Consider the following 17,431-nt stretch of genomic DNA (forward strand, 5'->3'; position numbering starts at 1 on the left):
GAGGATTACTTATTAGTTAGCTTTTTTAGCCGTAATATCTTCACCAAAATATTTTTCTGAAATTGCTTTTAAACGCCCATCTTCACGCATGACTTGGAGTTCTTTATCAAATGCGACTTTAAGTTGATTGCCTTTTTCATCTTTTTGAAAAGGGAAGCCAACCGCTTCAACAACTAAAGGTTCACCGACTAATTTCAGTGGTAGGTTATTTTCTTTAATTTCTGCCAGTAAAATAGGGCGTGAGTTGATATAAGCCTGTACTCGATTGCTGATAGCATCATTCATCGCCGCATCACGGCTTTCATAAGTTTTTATGGTCACTCCATTTTCACCATAAGCTTTTTTCAAGTTCACAAGGTGGTTAGACCCTAAAACCCCTGCAACGGTTTTACCCTTTAAATCGTCGGTAGTATTAATATCGGTGTTTTGTTTATTGGTGACTAATTGGCTGCCGTAGTAGCTATAAGGTGCAGTAAAATCATATTTCTCCTGACGAGCAGGGGTAATTGAAACTACGTTCGCCACGGTATCTAATTTCTTCGCTTCAAGTTGGCCCATTAACCCACTAAAGTCTGAGGTCACCCAAACAACTTTATAATTAAGATCTTTGGCAATTGTCTCGGCTATTTCCACGTCGAAACCGGTTAATTGTCCATCTTTTTTATAGGCACTTGGGAAGCTTAACCCTGTAGCACCAATACGAATTTCTTGGCTTGCTTGAGCATCAGGGGCTTTTTCAGTTTTGTTATCACATGCGGTCAGCAATGTTGCCGCGACAAGACCTGCGATGATCGTAATGTATTTCTTCATAATTAATTCTCCTGTTGTCGGGAAATTGCTAACCATTGTGTATATCTATGCTCATCAATGATTTTTTGCATGTAAAGTGTGATATGGCCTTTGCCTAGATCTCTTTTATCGATTAGCTGAAAACCTAATTTTTGGTAATAGCTTGCTAACCAAGGGTGGCTTTCAGCTGTCCCTAATGAATAGGCAGGAGCACGCAATTGCTGTTGTAAAACATACTTTTCAAGCCAAGCTAATATTTTTTCACCTAGCCCTTTACCTCGATATTCCGGTGCAGTGGCAAACCAGCCAATATGAGGAAGTCCAAATGGGCCAGGTTGCTTACCCCATGGGTAACGCAAGGTTACTGATGCAATTAATCTATCGTTTTCAAACATCCCATAAACGGCATGGTCATTGAGATGTTGAGTCATAGTTTGCAGGTCTGCTGTTGCCGCATCAAAACGAATACCTAAATGTTTAATTTCTGCGTAACCCGTATGAAGCAATTGATAATATTCAGTTGCTTCATCAGGCATTAGCTGACGGTATTGGTACATAGCAAACCTCGTTGTTATTCAGGCAATAAGCCACTTTCGTGTGCTTTTTTAAGAACTTGATCAACTTTTTGAGGTGCAGCACCCAGATAATTAATTGGATCAAGCCAGCTATCGAGTTCCTGTTCGCTAATCAATCCACTGAGTTGGTTGTTGGCTTGCAGCACTTCTTTAAATGGACGTTGTTGTTCATAAGCATCCATTGCACATTCATAAACGATATGGTGAGCTGTTTGCTTGCCAATTTTTTTACCTAGTTCAAACATCACTTTTTCAGAAAGTAATAAGCCACCTTGTAAATCAAGATTACGGCGCATCTGTTTTTCATTGACGGTTAAACCTTCAATTACAGTGATCGCATTTTTTAGCTGTGCGGATAGATAGATACAAATTTCAGGTAGTGCTATCCATTCAGCACGCCAGCTCATGGCATCTCGTTCATGTTCGACATGCATTGATTCGTAAATCAGTGACACACTCTTGAGCACAGGGTGGGTGAGGCTAGCCAATCCTTCCAGTGCCGCAGGGTTACGTTTATGCGGCATGGTTGTAGAACCAATTTTTCCAGCGGAAAAAGGCTCTTCAATCTCATTAATTTCGGTGCGCATTAAGTTGTACAATTCATTGCCGATTTTGCCTAGCGTGCCACTGATCAATGCACATACAGAGGCAAATTCACTAAACCGATCACGTGCAGATTGCCAACCAATATCTGGGGTGGTTAAGCCGAGGATATCTAAGGTACGTTTTTCTATCGCAGGACCTGATTCACCAAAAGCGGCATAAGTTGAGATAGCACCGTTAATATTTCCCGTTAAAACACGTGATTTTATTTCACTTAAACGTTGGTTATGGCGTAAGAATTCGTCTAACCAAACAGCGACTTTAAAACCAAATGTAGTGGGTAATGCTTGCATACCATGCGTTCTTCCTACCATTGGTGTGTGCTGGTATCTTTTGGCGCTATCGGCTAGTGCCTTGACCAATGCTTTGGCATCACGCTCGATAATATTAAAAGCACTATTCAGCTGTAACATGGTTGCCGTATCGACGATATCTTGTGTCGTTGCACCATAATGAATGTATTCACCTGCCGCTCCGCATTGCTTTTGTAATGCAATCAAGGTTGGCATTAGTGAATGCTTCATTTGTGCGCCTTGGCTAGCGATTTCTTCAATATCAAGTTTATCTGCGTCAGCATGTTCTTCGATATATTGCGCAGCTTCTGCAGGGATTAAGCCTAATTCTCCTTCTGCTTTTGCCAACGCAACTTCAACTGCTATCTGGCTTTTTAATCGGTTGTGTTCCGACCAGATATGACGCATTTCCTCGGTACCAAAGTTATTACCAATTAAAACAAAGTCGATGAGATGTGAGGCCATTTTTTTCTGCCTTATAACTAAATTTATTTGGGAAGATGTTTTTTTTATAAAATAGCATTTTGGTTATAAAGCGATAAGAATTAAAAAATATAGAATATAATAAATAGTGAATAAGTAATGATGCTTATTGTGAGTGGTTTTTATGAAACCATGATTTGTTATGAATGTAATTTACATGTATTTCAATAAGTAAGTGTATTGAATAGGTTTTGGGGTAATTAAAATTAATAAACTTATTAATTATGTGTATAAAAAACTCAAGTTTAATTTTCGTCAAAATGAAAGCTATATATATCCATTTTAAATTTATAGTAATTAATTGTTATATCCTTATGTTTAGCTATTTAAAGCAGTGTATTTACTGTTTATTAATAAAAAACAAATCATACTTATAATAAAAATAAATAAGTCAGTTTTTTTTATTCTTTCTCTCTTTAAGAACGGCTTCATAGAGTAGAGCTAACGCAAACTTTGCGGCTAATTCTTAAATAGGAAAAAAAATGGATAAACGACAAACTCGCCTAGAAAAGCATAATGTGGGTATTTTAACTGCCGCAACCTTTGCAATAGGCCTTCTTGCTCCAACTATAGGTTCTGCCGCACAAGATACAGAAACCCCCGTCAGTGGTGGGACATTAACTGTTGGTTTGGGGAGTGACACGCCAATTATTGACCCTTCGCTAACTGCCTATTCAGTGGCGGCAGTTGTCGCACGTAATGTCGTAGATTCATTAGTCGGGCAGGCGGAAGACAATAGCTTTACACCTTGGTTGGCTGAAAGCTGGGAAATTAACAACAACAATAGAGAATATGTTTTTCATTTACGTAAAGACGTGACATTTAGCGATGGAACGCCTTTGAATGCTGAAGCAGTGAAATACAACTTCGACCGTATTTTAGATCCAAAAACAATCTCACATTATTCAAAATCGTTATTAGGACCAGTTAAATCGATCACGACACCAGATGATTATACGCTAGTGATCGAATATGAAGAACCTTTTGCTCCCTTATTACAAGGACTAAGTCTGCCATATCTTGGTATACAATCTCCAACCTATTTGAAAAATACCCCCAATACCAGTTTTACATTGGTAGGCTCAGGACCATTCTTATTAGATTCATTTGTAAAAGGTAGTGGCAGTAAGCTAACTAAACGTCCTGATTATAATTGGGGACCGGGCTACGCAACCCATAAAGGCCCAGCTTATTTAGATCACATTGAATTTAAATATTTACCGGAATCATCAGTTCGTTTAGGTGCCCTGAACAGTGGACAAATACAAGTGATTGATGCGGTTCCGCCTGTCAATTTTAAACAAGTCAAAAACAATCCGCGACTCAATGTCATTACTCAAGAAAACCCCGGCGTGAACCGTGTACTGTATTTGAATACGGAAAAAGGCGTGTTTTCAGATGTGAAATTACGCCAAGCATTCCAAAGTGCTATTGATCCTGCTGTTGCTGTTAATGCTGCTTTCTTCGGGTCATTACGAGCAGCTGATAACGTGCTTGGTCCATCGACATTATATTACGATCCAACAGTCGCTAATTCATGGGGCTATGACCCAGAAAAAGCCAATCGCCTATTAGATGAAGCGGGCTGGACTCAGCGAGATAAAGACGGCTATCGAGTTAAAGATGGTCAGCAGTTATCTGTAAGTTTTACTTATGTGCCGACTAACGTAGAGGCAGCAGATGTCACGCTGTTCCAAGCAGTGCAACAACAAGTGAAAAAAGCAGGCTTTAACCTGAAATTTGATCCTGTTGATGCTGGCGTATTTGATGATCGCACCGCGACTAGTAATTATGATATTGCCTCTAATTTCTTTGTTCGCCCTGAGCCGGATATCTTGCGTACCGTATTCCATTCTGATTTTCTTCCGCCTCAAGGAAAAAATCATTCTCGTGTCAAAACATTAGATAAGCAATTATCAGAAGCGGTGGGAACCAGTGATAAAGAGCGTGAGCGTCTTTACCATGAAGTTCAACACAAAATTATAGACGAAGCTTATGTTGTACCACTGTATATTCCGGCATTTCAGCTAGGCGTATCTAAGCAAGTTCATGGTATCAACTGGGCCACTAATGCGAAGCCAAACTTCTATGACACCTGGATTAAACCTTAAGTTACGACTTATTAGTCATCGCTTATTCATGATCATTGCCGTTCTCTGGGGGGCGGCAACCCTCTCTTTCGCTGTGGTTAAGTTTATTCCTGGCGACCCTGTTAGTGTGATAACGGGCGGTGAAGGAGTCGTTGATGAAGCTGTACGAGCTGAAATTATTCAGCAGTTTGGGTTAGATAAACCCTTATGGCAACAGTACATTAGCTATTCAGGGCATGCATTAGTCGGTGATTTGGGGCAGAGTTATTTATACCGTCAACCTGTGATTTCTGTGATCAGTAATGGATTAAAAGAGACATTACCACTGGCATTAGGTGGATTAGGGTTTGCTCTGTTTGTTTCAATTATTAACGCTGTTTTAACCGCAGGACGTCGACATCGGGCTCGTGATTTGGTGGTTGGGCTAGAGCTGATTTTACTGAGCACACCGGTTTATTGGATTGGTATTTTACTGTTAAGTATTTTCAGCTTTTCATTGCAGTGGTTTCCTGTCACAGGAAATGATGGCTTTATGTCGCTGATCCTACCGATTATCACGTTGAGTTTACCTTTAATTGCGGTGTTGAGTCAGGTGTTACGGGATGGCATGGAGGAAGCCTTATCACAACCTTTTGCCACGACAGTTAGAACTCGTGGAGTGAGCGAGTTTACGCTTCGTGCTCGTCATGTCTTACGCCATGCTGCACTTGCGATCTCAACCTTAACGGGGACGCTTTTAGCCTCTGTTCTTGGCGGCTCTGTTTTAACGGAAACGGTTTTTGGTCGCGCGGGTATTGGTCAAGTGATGTTAAGTGCCATTGAGAATCGTGATATGCCGTTAGTACTTGGTCTAGTCATGTTTTCTGCTTTTTTATTTGTGGTAATTAATTTATTGATAGATGGACTTTATTTATTGATTGACCCTCGCTTACGGAAACAGGAGGCTATCGCATGAGCAGTGAAACGTTTGAAATAAATACTAATCGAACAAGGTTTCAACTTGGTTATTTATTTAAATATAGCGGCTTATGGCTACCCGCTCTCGTCGTTGCCATCTTGTTTCTTGCCATGTTTTTTCCGACTTGGTTTACGCACTATGCGCCAGATGAAGTCGATTTGACCGCAATTTTGCAGCCGCCAAGTGCACAGCATTGGTTTGGTACGGATCAGTTAGGGCGTGATGTGTATTCGCGAGTGGTCTATGGCACGTCGCTATCGTTAAGTATTGGGCTTGGGGCTACATTAATTGCGTGTATAGGTGGAGTTTTACTGGGTAATGCCGCGGTATTAGCGCCGAATTTTATCAAGCAGCCATTGGTTCGTTTACTGGATATCATGTTGGCTTTCCCCGATTTATTGCTGGCATTATTGGTGATTGCCGTATTAGGACGCGGTCCAGAAAACACCATGCTGGCGGTTGGGGTGGCAGCCATCGCGGGCTATGCTCGTTTAGTGAGATCACAAGTTTTATTAGTTAAATCTTCGGGATATGTCGAGCATGCAGTCGCGTTAGGTACGCCAGCAACACGCATTATTTTTCGTCATATTATTCCGAATACACTTCGCCCATTGGTTATTCTTGCCACTATTGGTGTTGGGCATGCGGTATTAGCCGCATCTGCGTTGAGTTTTCTTGGATTGGGTGTGACACCACCTGTTGCGGAGTGGGGGGCTTTATTGGCTGATGGTCGTAATTATTTGGATGTTGCACCGTGGGTGAGTTTGATGCCAGCAACAGTGATTGCCCTATCAGTGATTGTTATTACTTTATTGGGTAGAAAGATACAGCAATTGATTGCACGAGGAGAATTCTAATGGACGTTCGGCAAGTTACGCAGGGAACGCCTGTTTTGCAGGTTGAAGACTTACATGTTCGTTTTGCTTTGCAAGATGCTGATTTTCATGCTGTTGCAGGGGTATCTTTCACTCTTCATGCAGGAGAGATAGTCGCGCTAGTGGGGGAGTCTGGTTCGGGAAAATCCGTGACAGCACGCACACTGGTCGGACTGACAGGTAAAAATGCCAAAATATCTGCAAAACGCTTGTCACTTATCCGCTCAAATAATGAAATTGACCTTACTCAATGCAGTGAAGCTGATTGGCGAAAAATACGTGGGCGCGAAATTGGCTTTGTGTTGCAAGATGCTTTGACGTCATTAGATCCACTGAGAAAGATTGGTCAAGAAATTGCTGAACCAATATTAACTCATCGACTTGCCACTCGTCGAGAAATACCGAATAAAGTCAATGGATTACTCAAAACTGTCGGTATACCCGATCCGGTTAATCGTGCCGACATGTACCCACATCAATTATCTGGTGGTTTACGTCAGCGTGCCTTGATTGCCTCTGCGTTAGCAGGCCAACCGCGTATATTGATCGCAGATGAACCGACAACCGCACTCGATGCCACGGTACAAAAACAAATATTGGACGAATTTAAATCGTTAGCGAAGTTAGGTATTGGTATTTTATTGATTACCCATGATTTATCAGTTGTTGCCGATATTGCGGATCGTGTCATCGTGATGCAACACGGCCGACAGCGAGAAACTGGCGATGTACAACAGGTGCTCAAATCGCCAAAAGATCCGTATACCATAAAACTATTATCATCAGTACCAACAAGGCACTCGCGTGGTACATGGCTAACTGGTCGTGATCCGCTATTCAACTGGTCTGCATCGACGACACCTATTTCAGCCATTCCTGAAACTGTTTTAGCGGTAGAAAATGTATCAAGAGCCTTTCGTTTACCAAATGGTCAGAAACTACAAGCGGTTGATGATATTTCGTTGACGGTGGCAAAAGGCGAGACATTAGGTATTGTAGGAGAGTCAGGTTCAGGAAAAACCACGCTCGGTAAACTTATTCTTGCCTTACAAACGCCAGATGCAGGGAATATTCAGTTATTAAACCAATCGTGGAGCACATTGAAAGAGCGCCAACGTAGGCCGCTGCGGCCACGCATTCAAACAATAGTGCAAGATCCACTCAGCTCATTTGATCCGCAGCAAACGGTTGAACAACTGTTATTACAACCGCTTGAGCTGCATTCCAAATTATCGACCAATGAAAAACAGCAACGGATCTCCGAGCTTTTAGCGTTGGTATCGCTGGATAGTAAATTATTAAAACGTCGTCCTACATCACTTTCAGGTGGGCAACGCCAACGAGTTTCTATTGCTCAAGCACTGGCTTGTGAGCCGGATATTCTAATTTGTGATGAGCCAGTTTCAGCATTAGATGTGACAACTCAAGCTCAAGTTTTAGATTTGTTGTTATCATTGCAACAAAAACTGGGGCTTGCGATGGTATTTATTTCTCATGATTTAGGCGTGGTACAACATATTAGCCACCGAATCGTTATCATGAAATCAGGCCAAGTCGTTGAGATGGGCGATGTAGATCAAATTTTTGCGCATCCACAACATCCTTATACCAAATTGCTTTTGTCATCGGTTTATTAGGTCATGCTCATTTTTGAACAAAGAATATAGACGTAAAATAGTATGCATACTTTGCAAATGTGGAGCGAGCTTAGCCTAATCGAAATTTAATTTTTGTGGGGATAACGCGGTAAATAATTATCAGAAGTGTGCTTTAAAATAACGCCAAAAAGTTATCCTAATTGTTAAATCATGACGTTGCCGCCAAGCATAGAGTAGTTTAGTTGTTACTCCGAGTGCTTTGGCGGCTTGCGAAACACTGTAGCCTTGTTCAACGATTAAATTAATCGCTTCTTTCTTAAAGTCTTCAGTATATTGCTGCGGTGATTTTCGTTTCATTTCGACATCTTATATTTAAAGTGAATAGATTCCTTTATCAAAGTGTCCTGATTTTGTTGTGCAGAACAATCTTTATGAAATCCCACCTAAAGACACCAATATAAATGATATGAATAAATCAAGAGTCGATTTAACTATGAATACTCAGCATAAAATATTCATAAGACCGTCTCATTTGGATTCGTTTCCTTCAGATATTGAAAAATATATCACTTTTACGTTAAATAAAGATAATTTTTTATTAGTTAAAAATACATCAAGCTACCATATTTCATTTACTGGAATGAATGTTTCATCTAAAAACGATAGTAAAAATAGCGTGTCTGTAGAACAAGAAATGGATATGACATTAAAACCAAATTCAGAAAGGTTATATTCTTTACGGAAAAAATTCCCAATAAACTCGAATGTGGTTAGATTTAGTTATATTAATGATGCGGGTTCAGTAATAAATCAATCAACTTCATTAAGGAAGTTGAGATTACAGGCATCATTAGATTTTTAATTTTTAATAGTAAATCGCAATGAAACTATTATGTTTTTTTTTGATAGCTGAAAGATTATTGGTTAATAAAACTAAAATATAACACTTAACGAGTAAATATAAAAAATAGTATCGCTGAGTAAGTTTGAATATTAATGTTGACCTATTAATCTATATTTAGATATTATTGTTCACGCCACAGTTCGCATAATAAATTTATATATTTCAGGCAGATAAAGCGAAATGCTAATAAATAAAAATGCTAAGATAAAATGAATGTTAATAGATTGTATCGTGATTGTTGTTGCGATAGTAGATATTGCTAAAATGACAACAATAATACGCCGGCTATTTACAGACATCATGTCTGATAACCCATTCACAAATGATCCAATAAATCTGAACATAATAATTCCTTTCATATTGATTGGGTAATTGTATATGGTTTAAATGAATTATTGAAGTTTTTATTTGTGATTTGTGATATTGATTTATTTTATAAAGATTATCCTAGTCTATAGTTAGTATTTTAGACGAAATACGAGTATATATTGTGAGCCTTTTTTTTCTTTCACGAGCTGAAACCCCGATTGCTCGGCCTAGCAAAAAGCGAATGCTTTGCTCAACAATAACCTTCCAACGACTGTCTCTCGACACTCTTCATCAAGAATAAACCAGTGCAGGATGCATAATTATTGTCAAGATCTTGGCAATCAATCGCAATTAATCCGACGATCTGACCATTTTGTATGGCAGCCTAAACGTTATTGCAGGGTTCTTTGAGTCTATCAATAAATTCGCTGAGGCCAGTGGCAATTAGTTTTTCAAAATATGCACCAAAATCGGCATGCCTGAAGTAAAAATACCGGAGCGATAGCCTTCTAAAATATCAATGCATCGATTTATCAATGGTTTTAGCCAAGCTAATAATATTTTGATGCGTTAGCATAAAGCGTAATACCATCTGCAACGGTTTGTTGTTGCTTCAGGGCTAATTGTTTTAAAGCTGAAGATACCTGTTGTTGCCCAAAAAGATGGATATGATTAACTAACTCTTTCCCTTTGCTCGTGAGTAATAGCTTTTTAACTCGACCATCTTCAGGATTGGTTAACTCAGTTATTTCGTTATTTTTAATTAATTTTTGAATAAGACGGATAATACTTGATTTTTCTAATCCTAATGATTTAACAAGTATTCATCCCAAAAAAAAGTAAGGATCATTGTAACTGCCATCATTAATGTTGATTAAATTAAATAGATAAAATGTTAGTTTTATTCTATGCGATATAATTATTTTCTATTTGTAATAAATAAATTAAAATCATTGGAATAACTGAAGGTTTGTTCTTTCGAATAAAGAATTATTCATTTTTTGATGGTGATAAATAATTATTTTTAAACTCTAGAGTTCATCATTAAGATACTTATAAATCGGTGTGATAATTTTAATGAAAATTGTGTAGCAGCTCTAATTTTTTAATCTTCAAACTAATACCGCGTAATCAAATGTACCACTTTAGTGGTATTAATTTTTGTTTATTAATTTAGTTAGTTATTAAATTATTCGGTGAAATACAGTTTTAAATGTATATGAGTTGTTGGTTTTTATTGTTAATACCAGCATTGAGGGTATTCGACAATAATTTTACTGCCAAGTTAAGTCAATAACCATAAATAAATGAAGTTACTTTAAATAATATTTAAGTCATTAATTACCTCCTTGGTAGTATGTATTTCTTCACTCCTTATAGATATTATCCATCCCCAATACACTTATAATTTATATGGTTAATATTGAAATTTTGCATTAATTTTGTTTGAGCAATGTTAAGGAAATGAACATGGTTGATATCACCCGTCGTGGAGTATTAACTGGTGCATGGCGTAGAGCCGCCCCTGCAATTCGACCGCCATGGGGTGGTAATGAGCAACACTTTATTGAAAATTGCACACGCTGCAATGTTTGCTTAGCTCATTGTGAAGCCTCAATTTTAATTTCAGGTCCCGGTGGCTACCCTGTTGTTGATTTTCAACAAGGTGAATGTATTTTTTGTTACGCCTGTGCCGCTGCGTGCCCCGAGCCTATTTTCCTTCCGCAAAAATCCCAACCTTGGGATCTTTCTATTTCTATTGCTCAAACCTGCTTGGCTTATAAATCGATTGAATGCCGTCGTTGTGAAGATAGTTGTGAGCCACAAGCCATCTCTTTTAGTCCGTCATTAGTTGGAATTTATCAGCCCAAAATTGATTTACAGGGTTGTACAGGTTGTGGCGCCTGTGTTGCTGGCTGCCCTGTATCGGCCATTACCTTGGAGCATGAAAATGCACAATAGCTGGCAAGTATGTAGTTTGATTGTACAAATAAAAAAAGAACAGACTCCCGCTGTAATAACAGAGCTTAATCAATTACCCGGTTGTGAGGTGGCAATCAGTTCACCAGAAACAGGAAAATTGATTGTTGTTATTGAGTCAGAACACAGTGGAACTCTAATTGAGACCATGAATTCAGTGCGTAATGTTGATGGCGTGCTGGCTGTTTCGCTGGTTTATCACCAGCAGGATGAGCAATGTGAGGAAAATAATGAAACTCAGTCGTCGTAGCTTCATGAAAGCCAATGCTGTTGCCGCCGCTGCGGCTGCGGCGGGCATTGGCGCACCAAGTATCGCTAAGGCTGTTGTCGGGCAACAAGAAGCCATCAAGTGGGACAAAGCACCTTGCCGTTTTTGTGGTACGGGGTGTGGGGTTCTCGTTGGTACACAAAATGGTCGTATTGTTGCAAGTCAAGGTGATCCAGAAGCCCCGGTTAACCGTGGATTAAACTGCATCAAAGGTTATTTTTTACCAAAGATTATGTACGGAAAAGATCGTTTAACTCAGCCATTGCTACGCATGAAGGATGGCGAATATGACAAAAATGGTGAGTTCACCCCAATTACTTGGGATAAAGCCTTTGATGTCATGGAAGAGAAGTTTAAAGCCACATATAAAGAAAGAGGCCCTGAAGGGGTTGGAATGTTTGGTTCCGGCCAATGGACTGTGTGGGAAGGGTATGCGGCATCTAAACTGTTTAAAGGCGGATTTCGTTCCAATAATTTAGATCCTAATGCACGTCATTGCATGGCATCCGCAGTGGTTGGCTTTATGCGTACCTTTGGGATGGATGAACCAATGGGCTGCTATGATGATATTGAGCAGGCGGATGCCTTTGTACTTTGGGGCTCAAATATGGCAGAGATGCACCCCATTTTATGGTCACGCATCACAAACCGTCGTTTAACTGATCCTAACGTTCGTGTCGCTGTACTTTCTACCTTCAAACACCGTAGCTTTGAATTAGCGGATAATGGCATTGTTTTCACACCTCAGTCTGACTTGGTCATTCTCAACTATATTGCCAATTATATTATTCAAAATGATGCGGTTAATCAGGACTTTTTCGATAAACATGTAAACTTACGTCGAGGCGCAACAGATATTGGCTATGGCTTACGCGCAACTCACCCATTAGAACAAAGCGCGAAAAATCCAGGTTCTGACGCGTCAGAACCCATGACGTGGGATGAGTACAAAGCATTCGTTGCAGAATATACCTTAGACAAAACAGCTGAAATGACCGGTGTGCCAAAAGATCAACTTGAGGAGCTGGCTAAGTTATATGCAGATCCAAAAACCAAAGTCGTTTCTTATTGGACAATGGGCTTTAACCAGCATACCCGTGGTGTTTGGGCAAATAATCTTTGTTATAACCTGCATTTATTGACGGGTAAAATTTCACAACCGGGTTGTGGACCTTTTTCATTGACAGGTCAACCTTCTGCCTGTGGTACAGCACGAGAAGTGGGTACTTTTGCTCATCGCCTTCCTGCTGACATGGTTGTGACCAACGAAAAACATCGCGATAAAGTTGAACAAGTTTGGCAACTTCCGTCTGGCACAATTCCCGAAAAAGTGGGTTTACATGCAGTGGCTCAAGACCGTGCATTAAAAGATGGCACCCTCAATTTCTATTGGGTCATGTGTAACAATAACATGCAAGCTGGCCCAAATATTAATCAAGAGCGCATGCCGGGCTGGCGTGATCCGCGTAACTTCATTGTTGTTTCAGATCCTTATCCAACCGTAAGTGCGATTGCTGCTGATTTGATCCTACCGACAGCAATGTGGGTAGAAAAAGAGGGTGCGTACGGTAATGCAGAACGCCGCACTCAGTTCTGGCGTCAGCAAGTTCAAGCGCCGGGTGAAGCAAAATCTGATTTATGGCAAATGGTACAGTTTTCTCGCCGATTTAAAACGGAAGATGTTTGGCCTGAAGAGTTACTGGCTAAGAAACCCGAGTACCGTGGTAAGACACTGTACGATGTCCTTTTTGCTAATGATGCTGTTACACAATTTCCGTTATCTGAACTGGCGGACGATCAGCTAAATGATGAATCACGAGAGCTGGGATTTTATCTGCAAAAAGGCTTGTTTGAAGAATATGCCAGTTTTGGACGGGGTCATGGTCATGATCTTGCACCATTTGACGACTACCATAAAGTACGTGGAATTCGCTGGCCTGTTGTTGATGGTAAAGAGACTCAATGGCGTTACAGCGAAGGCAATGACCCTTATGTAAAAGCCGGCACAGGATATCAATTCTACGGTAAGCCAGATGGTAAAGCGGTGATTTTTGCACTGCCATTTGAGCCAGCCGCTGAAGTGCCAGACAAAGAATACGATTTATGGTTATCAACTGGCCGTGTGTTAGAGCATTGGCATACAGGCAGTATGACTCGCCGCGTTCCTGAATTGCATCGTGCATTTCCTGAATCATTACTGTTCATTCATCCTCTCGATGCAAAAGATAAAGGTTTACGCCGTGGTGACAAAGTCAAAGTTGTTTCTCGCCGTGGTGAAGTGACCACAATAGTGGAAACCCGTGGACGTAACCGCCCGCCAAAAGGTTTGGTGTATATGGCCTTTTTTGATGCTGCTCAGTTAGTTAATAACTTGACGTTGGATGCCACGGATCCTCTATCAAAAGAGACGGATTACAAAAAATGTGCCGTTAAATTGGAAAAGGTGTAATTGCGCATGTCCCAGCTGACCAAGTCCCAAAATAGCCGTCGCCGTTTTTTGCGTGATGTTGTTCGCGCAGCAGGCGGATTGACGGCTATTGGTGTGGTTCTGGGGCTACAGCAACAAACTTCTCAAGCAAGCGGGGTCCAACTTCGCCCACCGGGAGCCGTTAATGAAAATGCATTTGCTAATGCTTGTGTTCGCTGTGGTCAATGTGTGCAGGCATGCCCTCATGACATGTTGGAATTAGCCACATTGGCATCAGGGCTTGCGGCAGGTACACCTTACTTTATTGCGCGTGAAAATCCTTGTGAAATGTGTGAAGACATCCCCTGTGCGAAAGTGTGCCCAAGTGGTGCATTGGATAAAAACATTGAATCTATCAATGATGCGCGTATGGGGCTCGCAGTGTTACTTGATCAAGAAAATTGCCTGAATTTTCAAGGGTTACGTTGTGATGTGTGTTATCGCGTCTGTCCATTAATTGATGAAGCTATCACGCTTGAATTGGAGCAAAACCATCGTACTGGCAAACATGCTCGTTTCTTACCCACCGTGCATAGCAGCATATGTACAGGTTGTGGTAAGTGCGAGCAAGCTTGTGTACTAGAAGAAGCGGCTATCAAAGTGCTCCCATTAACCCTTGCAAAAGGGGAGCTGGGTCATCATTACCGTTTCGGTTGGTTGGAGGAGAATGATGGCAAATCGTAAACGTGATGCCGGACGTGAGGCTCTAGTAAAAAAAGGCTGGTGGCAAAGTCATAAATGGTTATGGATGCGCCGTTTAAGTCAACTACTGGTTCTGGTGATGTTTTTGAGTGGACCATTGTGTGGGATTTGGATCTTACATGGTAATTATAGCAGTAGTTTGTTGCTTGATACCGTGCCGTTAACAGACCCGTTAATCACACTTGAAAGCCTTACTAGTGGCTATCTGCCCGCCATTTCATCGTTAATCGGTGCTGCGATAGTTTTCTTGGTTTATGCATTACTTGGGAAAAGGATTTTCTGTAGTTGGGTATGCCCTGTAAATCCGGTCACTGATGCTGCGGCATGGTTACGCCGTAAGTTCGATTTTAATCAATCCGCAACCATACCGCGTTATATCCGTTATGTATTGTTGGTGGTGATTTTAATCGGATCAGCATTAACAGGCACTTTGCTATGGGAATGGATTAATCCCGTTTCATTAATGGGTCGAAGCCTAATTTTCGGTTTTGGTAGCGGTTCATTATTATTGCTCGCCTTGTTTTTATTCGATTTATTGGTTGTGGAGCATGGCTGGTGTGGCCACCTTTGCCCGCTCGGCGCGTTATATGGCATTACGGGCTGTAAAGGGGCTATCGCAGTCGCAGCGATAAACAAACAAAACTGTACTCGCTGTATGGACTGTTTCCACATTTGTCCGGAGCCGCAAGTTTTGCGTGCACCAGTTTTAGATAAACAAGCTCCAGTACTGATATCCGATAAGGACTGCATAACCTGTGGTCGCTGTATTGATGTCTGTGCTGAGGATGTTTTTAAAATAACACTACGATGGAGTTCAGGAGCTAAATCATGAAAACCCATGTCCTGATTAAGACAATGTGCTGTTGGATGGCCGGAATGGCCCTTATTGCTACTAGCCTCGCTTGGGCTGCAAATGGTGTTGACCTCACCAAATCGCCTGAAGTTTCTGGTACCCAAGAAGGCAGTATTCATATTCCGAAAGAACAAGAAAGAATGGCTCTTAACTATGTTAATCAACCGCCAATGATCCCACATAGCGTTGAAGGTTATCAAATCACCACCAACACTAATCGTTGTTTACAATGCCATGGTGTTGAAAATTACCGTACTACGGGAGCGCCACGTGTTAGCCCAACTCACTTTGTTGATGCAACAGGTAAAGTGTTAGGGGAAGTCGCTCCCAATCGTTATTTTTGCTTGCAGTGCCACGTACCACAGTCCGATACCTCGCCGATTGTGGATAACACTTTCACCCCATCCAAAGGTTTTGGGAAATAAGGTGACGACATGAGTAAGAATAGCGATAAACCGGGCTTGATCCGCAGAATATGGCAATGGTGGTGGCGTCCAAGCCGTTTGGCTCTAGGCACATTGCTGATAATTGGTTTTGTCAGTGGCGTTATTTTCTGGGGGGGGTTTAATACTGGTATGGAAAAGGCTAATACAGAAGAGTTCTGTATTAGCTGTCATGAGATGCGCGAAAATGTGTATGAAGAGTATATGGATACGATCCACTACACAAACCGCAGTGGTGTTCGTGCAACCTGTCCAGATTGCCATGTGCCTCATGAATTTGTGCCAAAAATGGTGAGAAAAATTAAGGCTAGCAAAGAGCTTTATGGCAAAGCACTTGGCATCATCGATACGCCTCAAAAATTTGAAGAACACCGCTTAGCGATGGCGCAAAATGAGTGGCGACGGATGAAGGACAATAATTCTCAGGAATGCCGCAATTGCCATAACTTTGATTATATGGATTTCACAGCCCAAAAAAGTGTTGCGGCTAAAATGCATGATCAAGCAGTCATTGATGGGAAAACCTGTATTGATTGTCATAAGGGGATTGCCCATAAGTTACCTGATATGCGGAACGTGACCCCGGGCTTCTAATTCCCTGTCATACTTCGCGTTGTCTCGTTGTTGACTGCATTTGCTCACGCTAGTCACATACTTATGTATGCTCCTAGCGATTCGCTCATTTGTCGCCTAGATATAACGCGAATTATTTAAGGGAATATTCCCCGTCATACTTCGCGTTGTCTCGTTGTTGACTGCATTTGCTCACGCTAGTCACATACTTATGTATGCTCCTTGGGATAGCTTCGCTTGTCGCCTAGATATAACGCGAATTATTTAGGGGAATATTCCCCGAGATACTTCACGTTGTCTCATTGTTGACTGCATTTGCTCACGCTAGTCACATACTTATGTATGCTCCTAGCGATTCGCTCATTTGTCGCCTAGATATAACGCGAATTATTTAGGGAAATACTTATCACCTTATTAAGGGAAATATTGCTCTTATCCTATTTAGATGAAATAGCAAAGGTTGGGTATTTAGAAAATTTTAGTATCAGGATATTCAGAGGGATTTGCTCATTTTTCGCCTAGGCATAACACCAGTTATTTAGGGATTAGATAGTACGATGTTTTGATTTTGAAGGAATAATAAATACTTAGTGACTAAAACTTACTTTAATTAATATGTTTGTTAAATCAATAAACCTAATATTATTGTGTGTATGATATATTGCAGT

At 40.8% G+C, this 17,431-nt stretch carries 16 protein-coding genes; 12 read left to right on the forward strand and 4 right to left on the reverse strand.

The window, feature by feature from the left end; translation table 11 throughout:
• Positions 1–12: 12 nt before the first annotated feature.
• From OOA_RS01035 to purB, 3 genes are read right to left on the reverse strand one after another with little or no spacing between them, the layout of a single operon-like run.
• Entirely contained in the window at positions 13–810 is a 798-nt protein-coding gene (locus OOA_RS01035) for an amino acid ABC transporter substrate-binding protein (protein ID WP_008910256.1), read from the reverse strand.
• Between the two features lie 2 nt (positions 811–812).
• Positions 813–1,346, reverse strand: a complete 534-nt coding sequence (locus OOA_RS01040) for a GNAT family N-acetyltransferase (protein WP_008910257.1) — start codon at positions 1,344–1,346, stop codon at positions 813–815.
• Between the two features lie 14 nt (positions 1,347–1,360).
• Complete coding sequence (gene purB / locus OOA_RS01045; RefSeq protein WP_008910258.1) at positions 1,361–2,725, reverse strand: adenylosuccinate lyase; 1,365 nt, start codon at positions 2,723–2,725, stop codon at positions 1,361–1,363.
• Positions 2,726–3,225: 500 nt separating this feature from the next.
• Here purB and OOA_RS01050 point away from each other — a divergent pair, with 500 nt between their 5' ends.
• From OOA_RS01050 to OOA_RS01065, 4 genes are read left to right on the forward strand one after another with little or no spacing between them, the layout of a single operon-like run.
• Complete coding sequence (locus OOA_RS01050) at positions 3,226–4,854, forward strand: ABC transporter substrate-binding protein (protein ID WP_008910259.1); 1,629 nt, start codon at positions 3,226–3,228, stop codon at positions 4,852–4,854.
• Complete coding sequence (locus OOA_RS01055) at positions 4,832–5,788, forward strand: ABC transporter permease (protein ID WP_008910260.1); 957 nt, start codon at positions 4,832–4,834, stop codon at positions 5,786–5,788. Before OOA_RS01050 ends, OOA_RS01055 begins: the two co-directional genes overlap by 23 nt.
• Positions 5,785–6,648, forward strand: coding sequence for an ABC transporter permease (locus OOA_RS01060; protein WP_008910261.1), 864 nt, complete (start codon positions 5,785–5,787; stop codon positions 6,646–6,648). The genes OOA_RS01055 and OOA_RS01060 overlap by 4 nt, the downstream gene beginning before the upstream one ends.
• On the forward strand, positions 6,648–8,303 hold the full coding sequence (locus tag OOA_RS01065) for a dipeptide ABC transporter ATP-binding protein (protein ID WP_008910262.1): 1,656 nt from the start codon (positions 6,648–6,650) through the stop codon (positions 8,301–8,303). The genes OOA_RS01060 and OOA_RS01065 overlap by 1 nt, the downstream gene beginning before the upstream one ends.
• Positions 8,304–8,423: 120 nt before the next feature.
• Here OOA_RS01065 and OOA_RS01070 read toward each other — a convergent pair whose 3' ends face one another.
• Positions 8,424–8,621 carry a transposase gene (locus OOA_RS01070; protein ID WP_008910263.1) on the reverse strand — a complete coding sequence of 66 codons (198 nt, stop codon included), beginning with the start codon at positions 8,619–8,621 and terminating at the stop codon, positions 8,424–8,426.
• A 58-nt stretch (positions 8,622–8,679) separates the two neighbouring features.
• On the opposite strand from OOA_RS01070, the gene OOA_RS01075 reads away from it, so the two are divergent.
• The 8 genes from OOA_RS01075 (at position 8,680) to napC (ending at position 16,784) form a co-directional block, all read left to right on the forward strand.
• Entirely contained in the window at positions 8,680–9,126 is a 447-nt protein-coding gene (locus OOA_RS01075; protein ID WP_008910264.1) for a fimbrial biogenesis chaperone, read from the forward strand.
• Between the two features lie 1,821 nt (positions 9,127–10,947).
• Positions 10,948–11,439, forward strand: coding sequence for a ferredoxin-type protein NapF (gene napF / locus OOA_RS01085; RefSeq protein WP_008910266.1), 492 nt, complete (start codon positions 10,948–10,950; stop codon positions 11,437–11,439).
• Positions 11,429–11,707 carry a chaperone NapD gene (napD, locus tag OOA_RS01090; RefSeq protein ID WP_008910267.1) on the forward strand — a complete coding sequence of 93 codons (279 nt, stop codon included), beginning with the start codon at positions 11,429–11,431 and terminating at the stop codon, positions 11,705–11,707. Before napF ends, napD begins: the two co-directional genes overlap by 11 nt.
• The gene (gene napA, locus OOA_RS01095) at positions 11,688–14,174 is read left to right on the forward strand and encodes a nitrate reductase catalytic subunit NapA (protein ID WP_008910268.1); all 2,487 of its coding nucleotides are present in this window, start codon (positions 11,688–11,690) and stop codon (positions 14,172–14,174) included. Before napD ends, napA begins: the two co-directional genes overlap by 20 nt.
• A gap of 6 nt (positions 14,175–14,180) precedes the next feature.
• Positions 14,181–14,876, forward strand: coding sequence for a ferredoxin-type protein NapG (napG, locus tag OOA_RS01100; protein ID WP_008910269.1), 696 nt, complete (start codon positions 14,181–14,183; stop codon positions 14,874–14,876).
• Positions 14,863–15,726, forward strand: a complete 864-nt coding sequence (napH, locus tag OOA_RS01105; protein ID WP_008910270.1) for a quinol dehydrogenase ferredoxin subunit NapH — start codon at positions 14,863–14,865, stop codon at positions 15,724–15,726. The genes napG and napH overlap by 14 nt, the downstream gene beginning before the upstream one ends.
• The gene (gene napB, locus OOA_RS01110) at positions 15,723–16,172 is read left to right on the forward strand and encodes a nitrate reductase cytochrome c-type subunit (protein WP_008910271.1); all 450 of its coding nucleotides are present in this window, start codon (positions 15,723–15,725) and stop codon (positions 16,170–16,172) included. The genes napH and napB overlap by 4 nt, the downstream gene beginning before the upstream one ends.
• A 9-nt stretch (positions 16,173–16,181) precedes the next feature.
• On the forward strand, positions 16,182–16,784 hold the full coding sequence (napC, locus tag OOA_RS01115; RefSeq protein WP_008910272.1) for a cytochrome c-type protein NapC: 603 nt from the start codon (positions 16,182–16,184) through the stop codon (positions 16,782–16,784).
• The last annotated feature ends 647 nt before the right edge of the window (positions 16,785–17,431 follow it).

The organism is Providencia burhodogranariea DSM 19968, from assembly GCF_000314855.2.
Classification (GTDB): domain Bacteria; phylum Pseudomonadota; class Gammaproteobacteria; order Enterobacterales; family Enterobacteriaceae; genus Providencia; species Providencia burhodogranariea.